Raw genomic sequence first — 15,609 nt, 5'->3', positions numbered from 1 at the left:
GAGGAATACCGAACAGCCAACAGCCGAATGCGGGAACCCGAACACCTGAAGAAACAAGGACACGCCATGGCGTGTCCTTGTTGGTATTGGAGTTGGTATTTGTCTTCAGTCCCCGCTCCCGATTAGCCCTTCTGCCTGCGCCGAGGAGCGCAGGTTCAGGCGGATCAGGGATCGCGATTGTCTGAGCGAAGTGCAACGTAGCGAGTTCGAGCGAGACCCCGCCTGGACCGAGCACCGCAGGTTGCCCGTAGCGAAGCGGAGGGACGCAGACAGCAGGGTCGCCTTTTCTTTTGCTTACTTTTCTTTTGGCGAAGCAAAAGAAAAGTGAGTAGCTGCCGGGCTACCCCCGGCCAGCAACACTCAGCAGAGAACACCCCCTTGAACACCCCACCCACATCGTCTACCCTGAACCCATGCCCCAAACCCTAACCCTCCGCCTGAACCCAGGCGACGACCTGCGAACAGCCCTGGACGCCGCATTCGCCCAGCTGCAGGCCGAGCAGAACACCCGCGCGGCTTGCGTCATCTCTGCGGTGGGAAGTTTGTCTCGCGCCGTGCTGCGCTACGCGGCCGAGCCGCAGGGAACGGTGCTGGTGGAGCCGCTGGAACTGATCACGTTGTCGGGCACGTTGAGCGCTGACGGTGCGCACCTGCATGCCAGTTTGGCCAATGCGCGGGGAGAGATGTGTGGCGGCCATGTGATGCCGGGTTGCATTGTGCGGACCACCGCTGAAATTGTGCTGGTGTCGCTGCAGGGCTGGGTGTTTGCACGTGAGCATGACGCGCGGACCGGCTTCAAGGAGCTGGTGGCGAAGCCGGCAACGCCCTGGTCTTGAAAGCAGGGGCCGCGTCTGTAGGCCCGCCCTGACAGTTGCCTGGCGTGATGGCCAATGGCGGGCATGAAAGACAGGCGTAGAGTGGTGTTAATGCACCACCTTCAAGGAGGCATGTTCATGTTGAAACGACCACCCTTTTCCGCCCTGCCAGGCGCTGTATTTGCACTGACCTTGGCGGTCTTTGCCGGGCCGCAGGCGGTAGCGCAGACATCGCAAACCACACAGCCGGCCGCCGCACCCGATGCTGCGACGCCGACGGCGCCCCTGAGGAATCCGCTGAACCGCAACCCGGCACGCCGTGCGTCTGAACCTGAAGCGCCTCCCCCGCCGCCGGATCCGCGTGACTCGACCACCCGCCCGGTGATGCCGCCCGGCAGCGACAGCCGCGACACGGTATTGCCCAGCCGGATGAGCCAACGCGGCCGCCTCTTGCCAAGCCCTGAGGTGGATTTGCTTTCTGTTTATAGCCTGTGAGCGGTATGGTGTGGCATCAAGGATGAATGCCAAATGCCGCCAAAGCCCAGCAGGGACGGGCGCGAGCAGCTATTAAATTGATAGTGACTGGCCGTTGGCGGCCTTGGGCGTGCGTGTCTTGCGGGCGCCGGTCTGGCCCCGGCTTTTTCGGTAGTAACGCTGCGGCGAATCTTTCTGCATCATCCGGCGGCGCAGGCGCGCGGGGTGAAAGACCTGTTCGTACTGCGTGAGCCAGCGCTGTTCGCTGGCGTCAGGTGAGGGGGCTGTCTGCCTGTCGGCGGCGGGGCCGAAGCGCAGGGACGCCGGGACGTCGGCTGGCTTGTGGCCTGGCCGTACTTCGTCCGGGGGCAACACCGGCGCAGCATGCCGGCCGTGGCCGGAAGCCTGCGGGCCCAGGTAGTCGGACTCGACGCTGCATTGGGGCGTGAGGATGGCCCAGCGCATGTGGGCGAAGCGGCGGGCAAACAGCGGCGCCACGGCTTCAACGATGTGGTGTTCCGGCTCGAACCAGGCCACGTGCAGCGGGCCGCCTTGCGGACGGGTTTTAAAGGTGTCGTCCTGCACCGAGTGAAAGCGCAGCTGGGCTTTCATTTTCTGCATGTCATGGCGCACCTCTTCGGCCATCTGCCGGGCGAGCGCCATGTCGGCGTCGAGCTGGTTGTGCCGCAGTTCGGGCTCATGCACCAGGCGCCACAGCAGGCGGTAGAGCAGGCTGAAGCGCTGCGGGTTGTTGTGCAGGATGACGGCCTGGCACAGGGTGAGAAATTCGGGTGGGACGGCGACGGTGGGTGCGTCGCTGAGTGCGGGGCTCTGCGCTGTGCCGGTGGTCGGCAGGCCTTCAGTAGCGGGCGTGGTGCTGCAATGCCAGATGACTTGCCCGGGCAGGATGTTCTGTGCCAGCAGGCCGCGTGCGGCACGGCGAAAGCCCTCGAGGTCCGTCTGCCCCTGCAGCGTGACAGGCAGCATGGCTTGTGGAAAGAGGTCGTTCGTCAGCAGGTCATTCATCACGCCCATGGACACATCCTTTCTTCTTTCTTCACGGTTCAGACCCTATGGTGCGGCGATGGGTTCCGCCGCGGGTGTAGGTAAAAGAGCCGACTTCCTGGGTGCGGGCGGCGCATTGCCAGGACAGAAAGCCGGAATTCACTGTATTAATATACAGTGTTTTGGTGATTCAGGTGTGAAAGCGGGGTGAAAATCCCCAGCCCTTTGTAGCTTTGTCGCCTAAATCAGCTTGAAACCAGGCCAAAAGGGCCTGCTTGACGGCAACAGCGCCAAACCTGCCAAGGTGTGGTTTTTGACCCGTGCGGGTCGGCTGTCAGCGCTTTTTGTGGGCCCGCCGCAGCTTTTTGGCGTGGGTTTCCATGGCGAGATAGGCCACAACGGCCACGGTCAGCGGCACCAGGTAATAGATCACGCGGTAAGCCACCAGCGCGGCCAGCAGTTCGTACTGCGGCATCTCATGCGACAGCAGGGCGACGAACACGGCCTCCAGCACGCCGAGGCCAGCCGGCACATGGGTGATCACGCCGGCAATGGCCGCCAGCAGCAGCACGCTGACGACGGCGGAAAACTCGATGCGGTGCTGCAGCAGGATGAAAATAATGCCGGACATGATGAGCCAGTTGCTGGCGCCCATCAGCAGCTGCAGGCCGGCCAGCCGCACGGAGGGCAACACCACCTCATGGCCGCGCAGCCGCAGCATGCGCCGGCGGGAAAACGCGCAAATGCCGAGATAACCCGCAACAACGGCCAGCAGCAGCGCACCGATCAGGCGCAGGGAGTTGGTGGTGACAGGCCAGTCCAGGGGCAGGGTGGGCGGCTGCAAGGCAAACACCGCGCCGGCGAGCAGCAGGTAACCCATCCAGTTGGTCAGCATGCTCAGCGACATGATGCGGGTGATGGCGCCGTTGCCCAGGCCCAGGCGTGAGTAAAGGCGGTAGCGAAAGGCCACGCCGCCCACGAGGGAGCCGAGGTTGAGGTTGAAGGCGTAGCTGACGAAGGTCACCGCCATCACGGTGGGCGCGCGCAGCGGGTGGCGCGTGTAGTGGCGGCCCAGCAGGTCGAAGGTGCTGTAAAGCGTGAAGCTGGCCATGGCCAAAAGCACGGCGCCCCAGGCGGCGGTGAGGGGGTAGTCCTCCAGCGCTGTGAGGACCTGGGACCATTCAATCTTGCGGGCCTGCGAGAACAGCAGGCTGGCGATGAGCAGAAAGAACGCGGCGGTGGCGCCGTGCCTGAGCCATGGCCACCAGGCCTTTTTTTTCGGCGCGGCGGGCTGGGCCTTGCCGTGCCGCTCGGGCGGGCGGGGAGGATGGGGCGTGGGCAAGGTGCGGCTTTCGGCCATCACGCGCTCAAATGGGTTTGGCCTGGTGCTGTTGGGGCTCGCGCGCTTCGGGCATGGCCACTTCGGCGGGCGTGATGCGCGGCGCGTGTGCCGGCAGCCAGCCGGCCCAGGCGGGATAGCGGCGCAGCAGGTGAAAGACGAAGTAGCTGCGCACGCTGCGCCACCAGGTGGATTCGACCAGGTCTTTGCGCTCGATCCGTTTGCAGTGGTTCTGGACCAGGTGGTCAAGCCGCGCGGCCAGGTCTTCATTGAAAGCACGGTCGCGGATGACGACGTTGGCCTCGAGGTTGAGCGAAAGGCTGAGCGGGTCGAGGTTGCTGGAGCCTACGGTGGCCCATTCGTCGTCCACCGCTGCCACCTTGCCGTGCAGCGGCCGCTGGCAGTATTCATAGATCTGCACCCCGGCGTCGAGCAGGTGGTGATACAGCATGCTGGCGGCGGTCTTGACGATGGCCATGTCGGGTTCGCCCTGCAGGATGAGCTGCACCTCGACGCCGCGCCGCGCGGCCCTGCGCAGTTCCTGGATCAGCCGGTAGCCGGGGAAAAAATAGGCATTGGCGATCACGACGCGCTGGCGCGCCGTGCGGATGGCGGCCCGGTAGTGGCGCTCGATGTCGTTGGTGTGCTTGCGGTTGTCGCGCGTGACAAAAAGCGCCGCGGCGTTTCCGGCTGACGGAGGCACGTCGTCCCTGCGCCAGGTGCCGGCCATGGAACGGGCACGTTCGGAAAACCGTTCACGCAAGCCGGCAGGCGCTTCGCCGCTGGCGCCGGCATTGCGCTGGCCCGCCGCCAGGGCCCTGCGCACAAAGCTGTGGATGTCGGCCACGAGGGGGCCTTCGATCTCGACGGCATAGTCCTGCTTGGCCTGCGGGCCGAAGTCGGCCAGGTGGTCGGCCGAATAGTTGATGCCACCGACGAAAGCACGCTCTCCGTCGACCACCACAATCTTGCGGTGCATGCGGCGAAACAGGTTGGTGCGCCAGCCCCACAGCCTGGGCCCCGGGTCAAACACATGCACACGCACGCCGGCCCGCGTCAGGGTCGAAATAAATTCAGGTGACAGGTCCGGAGAGCCGTAGCCGTCGATCGTCAGGTCGATCTGCACGCCGCGCCGCGCTGCCTGGTGCAGGGCCGCGTGCAGCTCTTCACCGACCTTGTCTTCAAACAGGATGAAGGTTTCCACCACCACCTCGCGCTTGGCCGCGGCAATGCACTCAAAGACGCGCGGGAAAAACTCCTCGCCGTTTTCAAGCAACTGAAACTGGTTGCCGCTGATCCATCTAGACATGTTTAGAGCTCAATTTCTGCGGCGAGAGGTGCGTGATCCGAGAGGTGCGACCAGGGCCGCAGCGGCAGTACCACCGGCGCATGGCCGATGGCGTTGCGCACATAGATGCGGTCCAGCCGCAGCAGGGGCAGGCGTGCGGGGAAGGTGCGCGCCGCCTTGCCGTTGGCCTGCACAAACACTTCATGCAGCTCTGCGCCTTTTTCCAGCCGGGCATGGGCGCGGTGCCGCCAGTCGTTGAAGTCCCCGGCCACCACGACGGGCGCGTGCGGCGGAATGTTGTTGCGCACCAGTTCGCACAGCATGTCCATTTGCTGCTCGCGGTGCGCTTCCATGAGGCCCAGGTGCACGCAGACGGCGTGCACGTTCACGCTGCGGCCGGGTATCTGCAGTTCGCAATGCAGCAGCCCGCGGCGCTCGGGCCCGCTGATGGACACGTCGAGGTTTTCAAAACGCACGATGGGGAACTTGGACAGCACGGCATTGCCGTGGTGCCCGTTGGTGTAGACCGCGTTGCGGCCGTAGGCGAACTGCGGCCAGATGGTGTCGGCCAGGAATTCGTAGTGCGGGGTTTCCGGGTAGTTGTCGAACTTGTCCTGGTGCTTGACGTGGTTGCCCGTCACTTCCTGCAAAAACACCACGTCCGCCCCGACGCCGCGAACCGCTTCGCGCAGCTCGGGCAGGATGAACTTGCGGTTGAAAAAGGTAAAGCCTTTGTGGATGTTGACCGTGAGCACCTTGAACGAGAACGACGAGTCGGCGCTGACTGCTGCAAGCGCCGTCTGCGTGTCGGCCTCGACGGCCTCCATGTCGATCGGCGTGACGGCTTCAGGAGAGCGGGTGGGCACGGCGACAGACAGGGCATCCGGACCGCGGCGCGAAGCTGAGGAAGGCGATGGCGAAGGGGATTCGGGTGTGGAAGTCGGCATAGGAAAGATAAGCGAGTAGGCCCAGACAGACAGGCGGAAAGGGCGCAGGACAGGCCTTGGCACCCATTGTTATTCTGCGCCCGGGGTGTGACTGTAGGACAGTAACTTATTTGCGGCGGGGCGCTGCGCACGCAAGCCGTGGGACGTGCGTTCGGCCACAACCCGCGGGCGCAGTGTCCTACATGGCGCGGGGGGCCTCTCCGATAAGGCAGGCGGGGCGGGCCCGCTAGATTGAACTCAACGTTAGCCCCGATGAAGTGGCAGGCGTGATTTTTTCAACCCAGCCTACGAGCACAACCCAAGGAACTACTCCCATGTTCAAAACCCCCTCTTCCATGAAGACCCTCTCACTTGCAGCTGCCATGACGGCCGCACTGATGTTTGGTTCTGCCGTGCATGCCCAGGGCAGCCCGACGGCGACCACCGATAAACCAAGCGACAGCGCGGGTCCGGTGTCTCCAGGTGCAACGGCTAAAACCGCTGAGCAGCGTGACGCCGCCAAGTCCGAAAAACAGGCAGCGAAATCCGACAAGAAGCAAGCCAAGGCCGCCAAACGCGCTGCACGCAAGAGCAAAGCCGCCACTGCAGGCGCAGCCCCTACGGATTCGGGCGGCACCAGCAAGTAAGGCCAGGCGCTGCCTCGGCGCCATGACAGTTTCAGGTTGAAGGTGCGCTGACGCGTTGCCATCACCCTTTTGAAGGAGTTTGATATGTCCAAATACTTTATGCGTTCCATTCCTGCGGCCGCTGCGTTGACCGCAGCCGCGTTGTTCGGTTCCGCCGGCGCCTTTGCACAGGGCCTCGGTGTGGGTGTCGGCACCGGTGTAGGGGTCGGCGTCTCGGCCGGCCAGAACACCAATATCGACGCCGGTGTTCGCGCGAATGCCGCGGCAGGCACTAGCTCGGACTCCAGCGGGCCCTCCTCGGGATCTTCCAGCGGCAGGCTCGGTGCCGGCGCCAATGTCTCCGGCTCGGCCCAGGGTGATACCTCCGCTGGCAGCAGGGCCGCGGCCGCGGTGGACAACACCGCCCGCAGCACAGGACGGGCTGTAGCCCGCACCGGCAACGCCGTGAAGAGCGGCGCCAAGCGCACCTATAACAAGCTGGATAACGCTGCGGGCAGTGCCCGCGTCCAGGGCAGTGTTCAGGGTGATGCGGCCGTCGGTGGCACTTCGAAGTAAAGGCAAGTAAGGCACGGGTGTAATCGCCAGACGATTGCACCTTGCAAAGCCGGGCACAGGTTTTTACCTGCCCGGCTTTTTTTCACGCCTGCGTTTATTTGGGCCGGGGTTTGCGCAATCCTTTATCGGGCTGGGACAGCCTGCCGGCCCGGAGTTCCGTGACGGCGACGGCAACCGCGCTGGCCACGTTGCGCACTTCTTCCAACAAGGCCTTGTCCGCATCCAGCGTGTCGTGGCTGGTGGCGTAGGGCTCGTAGTAGCCGATGTAGCGGTCCAGCCGGGCCTGGCTGCCGGCGTCAATCAGGCCCATCCAGTCCAGCCAGTCGCACAGGCCGCGGCGTGCGCCTTCAATTCCGGCCACGTCGCCATGCACTACGACACCGTATGCGCGGCCGGCCAGGTGCTTGGGATAGTCCCAGCCTTTCATCTCCAGCGCCTTGGCTTCCTCGGGTTTTTTGCCGTGGGTGGTGGTGGGGTCGGGGTTGCCGCCGTCGGCGCACACCAGGCGGTCGATCATGAGCTTGAGGGGGCTGGGTGACTGGTACCAGTAGACGGGCGTGAGGATAATGACGGCATGCGCGGCCGTCCAGCGTTCGTAGATCTCGGCCATCCAGTCGCTGGTTTGCCCCAATGAATGGTTGGGGTAGCAGCTGCAGGGCCAGTGGCACAGCGGCATGGCGGTAGAGACGCAGCCTTTGCAGGGGTGGATGTTGAGGTTGTAGCTGGAGGTGAGCAGGCTGAGGTCCAGCACGTCGGAATGCATGCCTGCTTCCTGGAGCGAAGTCTTCGCGGTATTGAGCAGGCGCCAGGTCTTGGAGATTTCACCGGGGCAGGTGCCGTCGTTGCGGGCGGAGCCGCACACCAGCAGCACGCGTGAGGGTGTGGCCGGGTCTTTCCAGGCCACCTGCGCTTTGGCCAGGCGTTCGCGGGTTTCCAGCCATTCGACGGACAGGTCGTAGTCGGGGTTGGCAAATTCCTCCCCGGCCTTGCGCGTGTGGGGCGCCTTGCGGCCTTCCTGGTAGGCGTCCCAGGCCACGCTTTCGATCCGGGCCAGGGCTTCGTCTTCCTGCCGGAATGCCGGGTCGACAAAAGATTGCATGAAGCGTTCGTGGAACGCGTCGCGTGAGAGGGTGGCCGGTGCCTGGCCTTTGCGTGCCGTGGTCATCTGCCGAGTCTAGTGACGCTGCATGGCCTGAACGGGCGGTTTCGATGCCGTCCTACGCAGGCTTTCGGTACCGTCCGGCGCGTGGAAACTTTAATGAAATTGGCGGTTGAGGAATAGATGACGGGCGCAAGCAGCTATCAAAATGGTAGCGCGTGCGGGGTGCGGATTGGCCATAAAAAAAGCCCGCACGCAGCCGTTGGGGCTGCCGTGCGGGCCTGACGCCGCTTCAGTTCAGCGTGCCGCCGTCAGGGCTCAACCCTTTTGCGGGGCGGGGCCACCTTGGCCGCGAGGGCCGCCATGGCGCATGCCGTGCTTTTTGTGCTCGGCGTCAAAGGTTTTTTGCTGCTCGGGTGTGAGCGCCGCATAGAAGGTCTTGGTGGCTTCGCCGCGCTTGTCCATCGCTGTGTTCATCTCGGCCATGCGCTGGGTGCGCATTTCCTTCATCTTGTCGATGCGCTGGGGCGTGGTCAGCTTGTCGAACTCGGCGCGTTGCTCCGGCGTGGGGCGTGCACCGTGTGCGGGCGGCTGCATGGAAGCGGTGTAGCTGGTCCACGCGCCTTCCTGGGCGGGCGTGATCTTGAGCTTGGCCTTGAGCTCGGCCTGGTGCTTGGCGATCATGGCCTGCATCTTGGCGGGGTCGCGGTGGCCCATGCGGCCTTCGTGGGGGCCGGCAGGCTTGCCTGCGGCGGGCGGCGATCCGGCGGGTGGTGCAGGAGGCGTTTGTGCCATGGCACCGGCGCCCACCGTTGCCAGCAGGCCGGCCAGTACGAGGCTGTTGAGGGAAGCAGGGCGGTTGAATGCGAATTTCATGGGGAACTTCCTTTCAGGAGAAGATGCCTGAGTTCCATCGAGTCGTGACATACGGCTTTTGGCATCAGGTTGAAAGCAAGTGTGCGGGCCGTCTGTTTCCCTGCCATTGCCGAAAGGTAAAGATTCACGATACGCTCACCCCTGTTGGCGCTCACTGCGTGTAGCACCCTCTCCCCTTGCAGGGGACGGGAGCTGGGCACACCCCTATCGGCGCTCACTTCGTGTAGCGCCTTTTCCCCTTCCAAGGGACGGCGCCTGCGGCCTGGCAAAGCCAGTTCCGCGGCCCCTGCTTGAAAAGGGGAAAGGAGTCGGAGAGGGCGACGAAATTGCAGCGAATTGACCGGGGTCATTTGCCATGCCGCCTGGGGGTGCCTACAATGGCTTCAGCTTGTCGGGGTGCCAAGGATGTTTCCGTGAGGAAGCTTTCGAGGCTGAGATCGCAGTATGCGAGACCCGCTGAACCTGATCGGGATTATCCCCGCGTAGGGAACAACGCAATTGGCTCCGGAACTCCGCAGCGGCATCCCACATGCCACCGATGGACCCCCGGCTCCCCAGCAGGCACCCCCACCTTCTGGAGAACCCCATGGCCAAAACCCGACTCACCGTTGACACCCAAGACCTCACCAGTCGCATCACGCGCGCGCCATTTCCCGGCTCGGCCAAGATTTACATCGAGGGCTCGCGCCCTGATATTCGCGTGCCTTTCCGTGAAGTCACCCTGACAGACACACTGGTGCACGAAGGCGCCGGTGAGCCGCGCCGCGAAGCCAACCCGCCGCTGCGTTTGTATGACGCCTCGGGTGTCTACACCGACCCGGCCTCGCCCATCGACATCACGCGCGGCCTGCCGCCGCTGCGGGGCGCGTGGATCAACGAGCGCCAGGACACCGAAGCCCTGCCCGGCATCAGCAGCGCCTACGGCCGTGAGCGCCTGAACGATCCGGCCCTGGCCGCGCTGCGCATGGCGCATGCGCCCGTGCCGCGCCGCGCCAAGGCGGGCGCCAATGTGTCGCAAATGCATTACGCCCGCAAAGGCATCATCACCCCCGAGATGGAATACATCGCGGTGCGCGAAAACCTGGTGCGCGCGCAGCTGGCTGAGCGCCTGGCCACTGAGCGCATGCCGAAAAAAGGGCATTCCTTCAACGCCGCGATCCCGGAGCAGATCACCGCCGAATTTGTGCGTGACGAAGTGGCGCGCGGCCGTGCCGTGATTCCGAACAACATCAACCACCCCGAGAGCGAGCCGATGATCATCGGCCGCAACTTCCTGATCAAGGTCAATGCCAACATCGGCAACTCGGCCGTTACGTCGAGCATTGAGGAAGAAGTCGACAAGCTGGTCTGGTCGATTCGCTGGGGTGCAGATACCGTGATGGACTTGTCGACCGGCGAGAACATCCATGAAACGCGCGAGTGGATTTTGCGCAATTCGCCGGTGCCCATCGGCACGGTGCCGATTTACCAGGCGCTGGAAAAAGTCAACGGCAAGGCCGAGGACCTGACCTGGGAAATCTTCCGCGACACGCTGATCGAGCAGGCCGAGCAGGGCGTGGACTACTTCACCATCCATGCCGGTGTGCGCCTGGCCTATGTACCGCTCACGGCCAACCGCCTGACGGGCATTGTCTCGCGCGGCGGTTCCATCATGGCCAAGTGGTGTTTGTCGCACCACAAGGAAAGCTTTTTGTACGAACGCTTCGACGAGATCTGCGAGATCATGAAGGCGTATGACGTCTGCTTCTCGCTGGGTGATGGCTTGCGCCCCGGCTCGATTGCCGATGCGAACGACGAAGCGCAGTTTGCCGAGCTGCACACACTGGGCGAGCTCACGCAGATCGCCTGGAAGCACGACGTGCAGGTGATGATTGAAGGCCCAGGCCACGTGCCGCTGCAGCTGGTGAAGGAAAACGTAGACAAGCAGCTTGAAGCTTGTTTTGAAGCGCCTTTCTACACGCTGGGCCCGCTGATCACCGACATCTCGCCGGGTTATGACCACATCTCTTCTGCCATGGGCGCAGCCAACATCGGCTGGTACGGCACGGCCATGCTCTGCTACGTGACGCCGAAAGAGCATTTGGGCCTGCCGAACCGCGACGACGTGAAGCAGGGCCTGATTGCTTACAAGATCGCCGCGCATGCGGGGGACCTGGCCAAGGGCTACCCGGGCGCGCAGATGTGGGACAACGCGGTGTCGAAAGCGCGCTTCGAGTTCCGCTGGGAAGACCAGTTCCGCCTGGCGATCGACCCGGACACGGCGATGGCGTACCACGACGAAACGCTGCCCAAAGAGAATGCCAAGGTGGCGCATTTCTGTTCGATGTGCGGGCCGAAGTTCTGCTCGATGAAAATCTCGCAGGAGGTGCGCGAGTTTGCGCGGCTTAACCCGGCCAGCACCACGCTGGCGCCGGCAGCCACGACAATTCCCATCAAGCAGATCGCCACCGGCTTTGAGGAAAAGGCCAAGGAGTTCCGCGAAGGCGGGAGCGAGATTTATTCCTGAGTTGTTTCGGAGCCGTCCCTGACATGAGCACTTTGCACATCGGTATTGCGGGCGCGGGCCTGGCCGGCCGCACGCTGGCCTGGCGCCTGCTGCGTGCAGGCTGCCGCGTCAGCCTGTTCGATGCGCGGGTGCGTGACGACCTGGCCACAGCCTCGATGACGGCGGCGGCGATGCTGTCGCCGCTGGCCGAACTGGCGGTGGCGGACGAGGCCGTGTTTGCCCTGGGCCAGCGCTCCATGCAGCTGTGGCCGGAGTGGATTGCCGAGCTGGAGGCGGAAGGCTTGCCGGTGTATTTCCGGCGCGAAGGTACGCTGGTGGTGGCCCATGCGCCCGACCAGAGTTCGCTGGAACATTTCACCCGCCTGCTGATGCACAAGCTGCCTGATGCGTCCCGTGCGCAGGTACAGGCGCTTGATGCCGCTGCGCTGGGCCGTGCCGAGCCGGCATTTGCCGGACGCTTTGGCGGTGGCTTGCTGCTGGAGGGCGAAGGCCAGCTGGCCAATGACCAGTGGATGGCCGCGCTGGCGGTGGAGATCGACAGGCTGGGCGGCACCTGGCTCGAAGGCCAGGCAGTCAACGCTGTGGAAGAGGGCCGCATTGTCTGCGCCGGGCAAACCCATGGCGTGGATGTTGCGGTGGACGCACGCGGTGTGGGTGCGAAGCAAGGCTGGCCGCAGCTGCGCGGCGTGCGCGGCGAGGTGCTCACGGTGGAATGCGCCGGCGTGACGTTGCAGCGCCCGGTGCGCCTGATGCATCCGCGCTACCAGCTGTATGTGGCGCCGCGGCCCGGCCACCGCTTTGTGGTCGGCGCGACCGAGCTGGAGTCGGAAGACAGCGGGCCGGTGACGCTGCGCTCCACGCTCGAGCTCGCCAGCGCGCTGCACAGCCTCCACCCGGCTTTTGGCGAGGCCAGGGTACTGCGCCTGGCGGCTGCGTTGCGGCCTGCGCTGGACGACCACCGGCCGGCGATTGCGTTGCGCAACGGTGTCTGGCATATCAATGGCCTGTACCGTCATGGTTATCTGTGTGCGCCCGCGCTGGTGGACGGGCTTGTCCCTAAACTCCTGGGTACGGAGAATGAATGACATGACGACGACAACATTGCAGGTCTCTTTGAATGGCGAGCGAATGGAAACCGATGCGTCAACCCTGCAGGCCTTGCTGCAGGCGCGGGGCTACGACTTCAAGAGCGCCTTTGCCTGCGCCATCAACAACGGTTTTGTGCCGCGGCCCCAGTGGCCGGAGCGCGCGCTACAGGATGGTGATCGCATCGATGTGGTGACCCCGATTACAGGGGGCTGAGCATGAACGATAAAACCAGCCCCGCAGTTTCAACCATCGCCCACGGCCAGCCCCTGACGGTTGCCGGTACGACGCTGTCCAGCCGCTTCTTCCTTGGCACTTCGCATTACCCTTCGCCGCAGGTGATGAGCGATGCGGTGCATGCCAGCGGGTGCGAAGTGCTGACGGTGGGCCTGCGCCGCCTGCAGCCGGAAAGCGGCGGGGGCAACAGCTTCTGGCAGCGTATCCAGGCGCTGGGCTGTCACATCCTGCCCAACACGGCGGGCTGTCACAGTGCTGAAGAGGCGATCACGCTGGCGCAGATGGCGCGCGAGATTTTTGGCACGACCTGGATCAAGCTGGAAGTGATCGGCGACGACTACACCTTGCAGCCCGACACGCACGCCACCCTGCACGCCGCGACGGTGCTGGCCAAAGAGGGTTTTGCCGTGTTTGCCTACACGACGGATGACCTGGTGATAGCCCAGCGCCTGCGCGACGCGGGCTGCGCTGCCGTGATGCCCTGGGCCGCGCCCATCGGCACGGGCCGCGGGCCGCTGAACCCTTATGCGCTGGAGACCATGCGCCGCCGCCTGCCCGATGCGGTGCTCGTGGTCGATGCCGGCATCGGCCGGCCTTCGCATGCGGCGGCCGTGATGGAACTGGGCTTTGATGCCGTGCTGCTGAACACCGCGGTGGCGCAGGCCGGTGACCCGGTGCGCATGGCGCGCGCTTTTGCCGACGGCGTGGCCGCCGGCCGCGCGGCGTATGAATCGACCCCCATGCCGGAGCGGGCTGCCGCGCAGGCTTCCACGCCGACGGTTGGCGTACCCTTCTGGCACGCACCCTGACTGGACGTCCGATGAAAACACCCGCCTTTACCCCATTGACCGGCCCGATTGGTTTTTACCCCGTGGTGCCCGACGCGGCCTGGGTCAAGCGCCTGCTGGGCTGGGGCGTGCGCACTGTCCAGCTGCGCATCAAGGCGGCGGGCCACACGCCAGCGGAGATTTCCGCCGAAGTGCAGGCGGCGATTGCCGCCGGGCGCGGCGTCAAGGGTGCGCAGGTTTTCATCAACGACCACTGGAAGCTGGCGCTGGATTTCGGCGCCTATGGGGTGCACCTGGGCCAGGAAGACCTGGACACGGCCAACCTGGATGCGCTGCGCACCGGCGGCGTGCGACTGGGCCTGAGCACCCACACGCCAGCCGAACTGGCGCGCGCGCATGCGGTGCAGCCGTCTTACCTGGCCATCGGCCCGGTTTACCCAACGACGCTCAAGGTCATGCCTTATGAGCCGGTGGGGCTGGAACAGCTGCGCGACTGGGCCCTGCGGGCGTCTCCCTACCCGGTGGTGGCGATTGGCGGTATCTCGCTGGACCGCATCGCCGGCGTGGTGGCGTGCGGCGTCAGCGGCGTGGCCGTGGTGAGCGCCGTGACGCTGGCTGCCGACCCGCAGGAGGCCGCTTTGCACGGCCTGCGCCTGGCGGCACCGAACCGGGCCTAGACGGGTTCATGGATTAAAACGCCCGCTCAGGCAATCTGAACGGGCGCAAGTAGCTATTAATTTGATAGCGTCGGATAGTCTGTGTAGCCCTTTTCGCGGCCACCGTAGAAGGTGGCTTTGTCCGGCGTGTTGAGCGGCGCGCTCACGCGCAGGCGCTCCACCAGGTCCGGGTTGGCGATGTAGGGCTTGCCGAAGGCGACCAGGTCGGCGCCGTTGGCGACAGCTTTTTCAGCCAGCACCTGGTCGTAGCCGTTGTTGACCATCCAGGCGCCCTTGCCGCCGGCCTGACGGTAGGCGGCCTTGAGTGCCTTGTAGTCGAACGGGCGGTCGTCGATTTCGCGCGGGCCGCCGGTGGCGCCTTCGATGATGTGGATGTAGGCGAGATTGAGAGTGGCAAGTTGCTTGACCACGTAGTCAAACAGCGGCTGCGGGTTGCTGTCATGCACGTCGTTGGCGGGCGTGACGGGCGACAGGCGAATGCCGGTTTTGCCGCCGCCTACCGCGTCCGTGACAGCTCGCGTGATTTCCAGCAGCAGGCGGGCGCGGTTTTCGATGCTGCCGCCGTAGTCGTCGGTGCGCTTGTTGCTGCCGTCTTTGAGGAACTGGTCGAGCAGGTAGCCGTTGGCGCCGTGGATCTCGACGCCGTCAAAACCGGCCGTCTCGACGGCATTGCGCGCCGCTGCCGCAAAGGTGTGCACGATGCCAGGGATTTCCGCTGCCGTGAGCGCGCGCGGTTCAGAGGTTTCAACAAAGGTCGGCACGCCGTCCTCGATCAGCACCGTCTTGGTCTTGGCCGTGATGGCTGACGGCGCGACCGGCTTGCCGCCCTCAGGCTGCAGCTTGGTGTGCGACACACGGCCCACATGCCAGAGCTGCACAACGATCTTGCCGCCTTTTTCATGCACGGCGTGGGTGACCTTTTTCCAGGCGTCGAGCTGCTCGCTACCGTACAGGCCCGGCACGTCGGCATAGCCCTGGCCCTGATGGCTGACGGCGGTAGCCTCGGTGATCAGCAGCCCGGCGCTGGCGCGCTGGCCGTAGTAGATCTGCGCGATGTCCGTCGGCACGGCATTGGGCGAACGGTTACGGGTAAGCGGCGCCATGACGATGCGGTTGGCAAGGGCCAAGTCACCGGCTTTGTTGGAATCGAATAAGGTGGGCATGAAGAGATCCTGAATGGGGCTTGAATGGAAACAGGGCCAGTTTGGCCCTGTTTCGATTGGCTTGCCCAACACGGGTTGCTGATTTCGTGCTACATGGAGCCCCCACGGTCGCTCACTCTGTGTAGCTC

The 15,609-nt window shown here is 64.5% G+C and carries 16 protein-coding genes and 1 riboswitch; of the genes, 9 read left to right on the top strand and 7 right to left on the bottom strand.

Going from position 1 to position 15,609, the window contains the following annotated elements; genetic code table 11:
* Window positions 1-413: 413 nt before the first annotated feature.
* Complete coding sequence (locus AC1D11_RS20920; protein ID WP_477647029.1) at window positions 414-836, top strand: PPC domain-containing DNA-binding protein; 423 nt, start codon at window positions 414-416, stop codon at window positions 834-836.
* A gap of 117 nt (window positions 837-953) precedes the next feature.
* Window positions 954-1,310: a hypothetical protein gene (locus AC1D11_RS20915; RefSeq protein ID WP_477647028.1), complete on the top strand. Its 357-nt coding sequence runs from the start codon at window positions 954-956 to the stop codon at window positions 1,308-1,310.
* A gap of 72 nt (window positions 1,311-1,382) precedes the next feature.
* On the opposite strand, the gene AC1D11_RS20910 is transcribed toward AC1D11_RS20915, so the two are convergent.
* From AC1D11_RS20910 to AC1D11_RS20895, 4 genes are all read right to left on the bottom strand, one after another.
* Entirely contained in the window at window positions 1,383-2,324 is a 942-nt protein-coding gene (locus AC1D11_RS20910) for a TIGR03915 family putative DNA repair protein (protein ID WP_477647027.1), read from the bottom strand.
* 304 nt (window positions 2,325-2,628) lie between these two features.
* Window positions 2,629-3,654, bottom strand: coding sequence for a lysylphosphatidylglycerol synthase domain-containing protein (locus AC1D11_RS20905; protein ID WP_477647026.1), 1,026 nt, complete (start codon window positions 3,652-3,654; stop codon window positions 2,629-2,631).
* Between the two features lie 7 nt (window positions 3,655-3,661).
* On the bottom strand, window positions 3,662-4,942 hold the full coding sequence (clsB, locus tag AC1D11_RS20900) for a cardiolipin synthase ClsB (RefSeq protein ID WP_477647025.1): 1,281 nt from the start codon (window positions 4,940-4,942) through the stop codon (window positions 3,662-3,664).
* A 2-nt stretch (window positions 4,943-4,944) separates the two neighbouring features.
* Complete coding sequence (locus AC1D11_RS20895) at window positions 4,945-5,748, bottom strand: endonuclease/exonuclease/phosphatase family protein (protein ID WP_477647033.1); 804 nt, start codon at window positions 5,746-5,748, stop codon at window positions 4,945-4,947.
* A gap of 434 nt (window positions 5,749-6,182) precedes the next feature.
* Here AC1D11_RS20895 and AC1D11_RS20890 point away from each other — a divergent pair, with 434 nt between their 5' ends.
* Window positions 6,183-6,494: a hypothetical protein gene (locus AC1D11_RS20890; protein ID WP_477647024.1), complete on the top strand. Its 312-nt coding sequence runs from the start codon at window positions 6,183-6,185 to the stop codon at window positions 6,492-6,494.
* A gap of 84 nt (window positions 6,495-6,578) precedes the next feature.
* The gene (locus tag AC1D11_RS20885) at window positions 6,579-7,049 is read left to right on the top strand and encodes a hypothetical protein (RefSeq protein WP_477647023.1); all 471 of its coding nucleotides are present in this window, start codon (window positions 6,579-6,581) and stop codon (window positions 7,047-7,049) included.
* Between the two features lie 94 nt (window positions 7,050-7,143).
* Here AC1D11_RS20885 and AC1D11_RS20880 read toward each other — a convergent pair whose 3' ends face one another.
* Together AC1D11_RS20880 and AC1D11_RS20875 are read right to left on the bottom strand one after the other, a co-directional pair.
* A complete protein-coding gene (locus AC1D11_RS20880) occupies window positions 7,144-8,214 on the bottom strand; it encodes a flavodoxin family protein (protein ID WP_477647022.1) in 1,071 nt (356 codons plus the stop codon).
* Window positions 8,215-8,466: 252 nt separating this feature from the next.
* A complete protein-coding gene (locus AC1D11_RS20875; protein ID WP_477647021.1) occupies window positions 8,467-9,024 on the bottom strand; it encodes a Spy/CpxP family protein refolding chaperone in 558 nt (185 codons plus the stop codon).
* A 382-nt stretch (window positions 9,025-9,406) separates the two neighbouring features.
* Window positions 9,407-9,530: riboswitch (TPP riboswitch) on the top strand.
* An 80-nt stretch (window positions 9,531-9,610) separates the two neighbouring features.
* Between AC1D11_RS20875 and thiC the strand changes: the two genes are divergently transcribed.
* The 5 genes from thiC to thiE are packed head-to-tail and all read left to right on the top strand — an operon-like array spanning window position 9,611 to window position 14,318.
* Complete coding sequence (gene thiC, locus AC1D11_RS20870; protein WP_477647020.1) at window positions 9,611-11,530, top strand: phosphomethylpyrimidine synthase ThiC; 1,920 nt, start codon at window positions 9,611-9,613, stop codon at window positions 11,528-11,530.
* A gap of 23 nt (window positions 11,531-11,553) precedes the next feature.
* Window positions 11,554-12,615, top strand: coding sequence for a glycine oxidase ThiO (gene thiO, locus AC1D11_RS20865; RefSeq protein WP_477647019.1), 1,062 nt, complete (start codon window positions 11,554-11,556; stop codon window positions 12,613-12,615).
* Between the two features lies 1 nt (window position 12,616).
* Window positions 12,617-12,832 carry a sulfur carrier protein ThiS gene (thiS, locus tag AC1D11_RS20860; RefSeq protein WP_477647018.1) on the top strand — a complete coding sequence of 72 codons (216 nt, stop codon included), beginning with the start codon at window positions 12,617-12,619 and terminating at the stop codon, window positions 12,830-12,832.
* A gap of 2 nt (window positions 12,833-12,834) precedes the next feature.
* A complete protein-coding gene (locus tag AC1D11_RS20855; protein WP_477651192.1) occupies window positions 12,835-13,662 on the top strand; it encodes a thiazole synthase in 828 nt (275 codons plus the stop codon).
* A gap of 11 nt (window positions 13,663-13,673) precedes the next feature.
* Entirely contained in the window at window positions 13,674-14,318 is a 645-nt protein-coding gene (gene thiE / locus AC1D11_RS20850; protein ID WP_477647016.1) for a thiamine phosphate synthase, read from the top strand.
* A 56-nt stretch (window positions 14,319-14,374) separates the two neighbouring features.
* Here thiE and AC1D11_RS20845 read toward each other — a convergent pair whose 3' ends face one another.
* Window positions 14,375-15,481 (bottom strand): alkene reductase, encoded by a 1,107-nt coding sequence (locus AC1D11_RS20845; RefSeq protein WP_477647015.1) that lies wholly within the window; start codon window positions 15,479-15,481, stop codon window positions 14,375-14,377.
* Window positions 15,482-15,609: the final 128 nt, after the last annotated feature.

The sequence above is a fragment of the Polaromonas sp. P1_E11 genome (genome assembly GCF_056405995.1).
This window is presented reverse-complemented; position numbering and strand designations above follow the sequence as displayed.

Bases quoted from the DNA above. Each gene is read 5' to 3' on its own strand.
- AC1D11_RS20920 (WP_477647029.1), top strand. From the start codon at position 414: ATGCCCCAAACCCTAACCCTCCGCCTGAACCCAGGCGACGACCTGCGA.
- AC1D11_RS20915 (WP_477647028.1), top strand. From the start codon at position 954: ATGTTGAAACGACCACCCTTTTCCGCCCTGCCAGGCGCTGTATTTGCA.
- AC1D11_RS20910 (WP_477647027.1), bottom strand. From the start codon at position 2,324: ATGGGCGTGATGAATGACCTGCTGACGAACGACCTCTTTCCACAAGCC.
- AC1D11_RS20905 (WP_477647026.1), bottom strand. From the start codon at position 3,654: ATGGCCGAAAGCCGCACCTTGCCCACGCCCCATCCTCCCCGCCCGCCC.
- clsB (WP_477647025.1), bottom strand. From the start codon at position 4,942: ATGTCTAGATGGATCAGCGGCAACCAGTTTCAGTTGCTTGAAAACGGC.
- AC1D11_RS20895 (WP_477647033.1), bottom strand. From the start codon at position 5,748: ATGGAGGCCGTCGAGGCCGACACGCAGACGGCGCTTGCAGCAGTCAGC.
- AC1D11_RS20890 (WP_477647024.1), top strand. From the start codon at position 6,183: ATGTTCAAAACCCCCTCTTCCATGAAGACCCTCTCACTTGCAGCTGCC.
- AC1D11_RS20885 (WP_477647023.1), top strand. From the start codon at position 6,579: ATGTCCAAATACTTTATGCGTTCCATTCCTGCGGCCGCTGCGTTGACC.
- AC1D11_RS20880 (WP_477647022.1), bottom strand. From the start codon at position 8,214: ATGACCACGGCACGCAAAGGCCAGGCACCGGCCACCCTCTCACGCGAC.
- AC1D11_RS20875 (WP_477647021.1), bottom strand. From the start codon at position 9,024: ATGAAATTCGCATTCAACCGCCCTGCTTCCCTCAACAGCCTCGTACTG.
- thiC (WP_477647020.1), top strand. From the start codon at position 9,611: ATGGCCAAAACCCGACTCACCGTTGACACCCAAGACCTCACCAGTCGC.
- thiO (WP_477647019.1), top strand. From the start codon at position 11,554: ATGAGCACTTTGCACATCGGTATTGCGGGCGCGGGCCTGGCCGGCCGC.
- thiS (WP_477647018.1), top strand. From the start codon at position 12,617: ATGACGACGACAACATTGCAGGTCTCTTTGAATGGCGAGCGAATGGAA.
- AC1D11_RS20855 (WP_477651192.1), top strand. From the start codon at position 12,835: ATGAACGATAAAACCAGCCCCGCAGTTTCAACCATCGCCCACGGCCAG.
- thiE (WP_477647016.1), top strand. From the start codon at position 13,674: ATGAAAACACCCGCCTTTACCCCATTGACCGGCCCGATTGGTTTTTAC.
- AC1D11_RS20845 (WP_477647015.1), bottom strand. From the start codon at position 15,481: ATGCCCACCTTATTCGATTCCAACAAAGCCGGTGACTTGGCCCTTGCC.